A 2824-nucleotide genomic window follows, 5' to 3' on the forward strand; every position below is an offset into this window, starting at 1 on the left:
CAGCGAGGCCTGTAGGCCAAAAGCATACCAATCAGTATGGCGGACAACGCGATCTGCATAGGCCAGATCAGGGCACTAAAACTAGGCCCATCACGCGCGATTATTAGAACAAGTGACACTGTTAGAGGCAGCAGATGACCGCCGTCCTGGTGAGTCGCGCTTGCGTGGAGCAGGAGTCGAACATCGGCCGAGTGCCACGCGACAGGGGCAAGGATTGCATGCTGCTGTGATGTGGCCGAAAGCAGCGAGGTCAATCGCGAAGCTGCGCGTCGAGATGCTCAAGACCGGAACGGGAGAAGCCAGATCGTCAGCGCGGCGTCGACCACGGGACACCAGGTTTGCTTGGGGGTCGGGGGTTTGGGTTTCTCGGGAGGACCTGTCACCACGACCGTGTCGCCTTCGCAGTGGAAGGTGAAGTCGTCCTGCCAGGAGCCTGGCTGGATGTAGCGCTGATCCACCAGTTTGTCGGCGGTTGGGCAAGCTCCCGCGTTGTCGGCGCGGTACACCATGCCGACTGATCGCAGCGCCGTGACGGTGAACTGCGTGGAGTCGCGGCAGCAGTCTGCCATGCAGCAGCCGAGATCGTCGCCCGCGTGGAAGATGCCCAAGAGACCCACCGCGTACGCGATGGCAACTCCTAGAGACACGACGACGACTCGGCGGATCGCTTTGCCGAGGGGATGCACCTATGGAGTAACGCGTTTTCGGCGCTTGGGCTTCCCGTGCGTGCTGGTCGGCCCGACCTAGCGGGTGTGGCCTGTTTGCTGCGATGGAGGCTTCGCGTCTTCTGATGTGCCGTAGGCGCCACACTTGCGTGCGCTTCGTGCCACGGATGCAGCCGGGTCCGATCCGCGGGGCGCTCAGAAACCAGCCATACTCGAAAGAAGACCGCTGGCACGTGTGTTGCTACCCAGTTGGTGCTGGGAGGTTTGCCATGCAGTTTGCCACACCGACTTTGCCGATCCTTCGGGTTGCCGCCGCGCTTCGCTACGTGCTCGTCGTCGCCGCCACGGCTTCTGTGATGCTTGGATGCGACGTTGAGAGCGAAGGGCAGGAGAGGCTCCGTTTGGCGTGCGAGCAGCACGAGGAGGACGGTTGCGGGATTGCTGCGAGCAGCTGCTACGACCGCGTTGGGCTCGTCGCAGGCTGCGAGAACTGCCAAGAGGAACTCTACGCAACCATCGAATGCCAAGCGGAGTTTGGATGTGATGATCCGGCCTGTGGTGGGTCGGACCCATGGCCGGCTTGGTTCGCGTGCAGCTGCGAATGACGGCGCGTAGGGGTGGGGGGGCCGGCCGGCCTTCTTTTGCGTCCATTCGTTGGGTGCCGCGTCCGCGATTTCGCTCTGGTGGCCGACGACCTGCTTGACCGTTGTGTCAGTGCTTGCGCTGTGCGCGGACCAGAATCGCCGTTTCGACCTTTCCGAACCGGAAGGGCATCACGACATCGACTTCGTTGCGGTTGCCGCCAGGCTGTACGCTGCAAACTGACCTAGGCGCGTTTACGATCGGGTCGGGTGCGTCGTTGATCTCACTCAGAGTGTCCTCTCCCCAGGGTCGAAGGAGCCACCATCTGCCGCCGCGGCCGAAGTATGCGGTGCCGCTTAGTCGCCAACTCGGGTGGCGGTAGGACCCTAGGATACCGCGAAGAGGTTCCACGGAGACCGAGGGAGTCGAGCTTGGCCCGTCTTCCGGGAAGTACCCGGAGGCGACCCGCTCAAGGGACTCCGAGGTCTGTTGGGTATTGAGAGAAGCGCAGACGTGCTCTTCGAGTTCGATAGTCTGCTCGTTGAGACGCCTCGTGTCGTACCAATGAAGTAGGGCAACGAGCCCGGCTAGGGCGAGCCCGACAATGACGAGGACCCTGCGCGGACTGTCGGCGGTTGACTTCACGAGTCGCGATCCAGTTTCTCCGCGATCTTCGCCATGGATTCCGCCATGAGGCTGACGTTCAGCATCGCGCTCACGACGGCGCAACACACGATCGTGACTGCGGTCGCACCGATGACGAACCAGGCGACGCTCTCCCAGTTCTCGTCGAGCAGGTCCCAACCAAACGCTCCGTCCGCTACCGCGAGCACACTGAGCGGGCCAAGAATCGAGAGAAGCACCACCGCCGCATAGGTGGTGGTCGATTCGACGCGTTTTCTATCCATCGGCTGGGTACCCCTTCCTCTGCGACTGTCCCCTCGACAGTGTAGCGGCCCGCCGGGGCGTTGAGGAACCGGTCCGGCGAAGGTGTGGGATGCGAGCCGACTAGGGGAACGCTAGCGACATGGTAGTGTTGACTGGTGACTCGCGCTTGGCTTTGGTGTTGTGGTTTGTTGCTCGTGGTGGGGGGCTGTGCGGATGATGATCCGAGCGCTGTGTGCCAAGAGGCGGCGCAGATCGTTACGGACTGCATTCTGAGTGTTGCGGTTCCGGGCAGGGTGCCCCCCGAGCAGTTTCCCGACGGATGCAGCGGTTCGCTGACCGTATGCGATGCGCGGTGCTACGTGAGTGATCCCCAGGGCGCGTGCGACTACATTCTCAGGCCCGACCTGCCGGGGGATCGAGGCGAAGTCGTCGCCGAGTGCGTGGCCCTTTGCCCGTGAGGGGATCGAGGCGAGGTCGTTGCCGAGTGCGTGGCCTTGTGCCCGTGAGACGAGGTTAGCTAAGCAGGGTTCGTTCGCGGGCTTGGACTCGGATGATGGGGGTGCGGCCTAGGAGCCAAGTGGGGTTGTTGCCTGGGGGGAGGCTTTTGCGGCGGCCGCCGTGTTCGCCTTCGAGGTGGCAGAAGGCGCAGGGGGAGGTGAGGTTGCTTGGGTCGTCGGTGCCGCCGTGGG

The 2824-nt window shown here is 63.2% G+C and carries 3 protein-coding genes; all 3 read right to left on the reverse strand.

Annotated features, from left to right (window positions below; all coding sequences use genetic code 11):
- Positions 1 to 278: 278 nt before the first annotated feature.
- The 3 genes from AAGA68_27310 to AAGA68_27320 all read right to left on the reverse strand — a co-directional run bounded on the left by AAGA68_27310 (position 279) and on the right by AAGA68_27320 (position 2155).
- Positions 279 to 647: a hypothetical protein gene (locus tag AAGA68_27310; GenBank protein ID MEM9388780.1), complete on the reverse strand. Its 369-nt coding sequence runs from the start codon at positions 645 to 647 to the stop codon at positions 279 to 281.
- Positions 648 to 1376: 729 nt separating this feature from the next.
- A complete protein-coding gene (locus tag AAGA68_27315; GenBank protein MEM9388781.1) occupies positions 1377 to 1892 on the reverse strand; it encodes a hypothetical protein in 516 nt (171 codons plus the stop codon).
- The gene (locus AAGA68_27320; GenBank protein MEM9388782.1) at positions 1889 to 2155 is read right to left on the reverse strand and encodes a hypothetical protein; all 267 of its coding nucleotides are present in this window, start codon (positions 2153 to 2155) and stop codon (positions 1889 to 1891) included. The genes AAGA68_27315 and AAGA68_27320 overlap by 4 nt, the downstream gene beginning before the upstream one ends.
- Positions 2156 to 2824: the final 669 nt, after the last annotated feature.

This window comes from Pseudomonadota bacterium, from assembly GCA_039193195.1.
Taxonomy (GTDB): domain Bacteria; phylum Pseudomonadota; class Gammaproteobacteria; order Steroidobacterales; family JBCBZW01; genus JBCBZW01.

Bases quoted from the DNA above. Each gene is read 5' to 3' on its own strand.
- AAGA68_27320 (MEM9388782.1), bottom strand. From the start codon at position 2,155: ATGGATAGAAAACGCGTCGAATCGACCACCACCTATGCGGCGGTGGTG.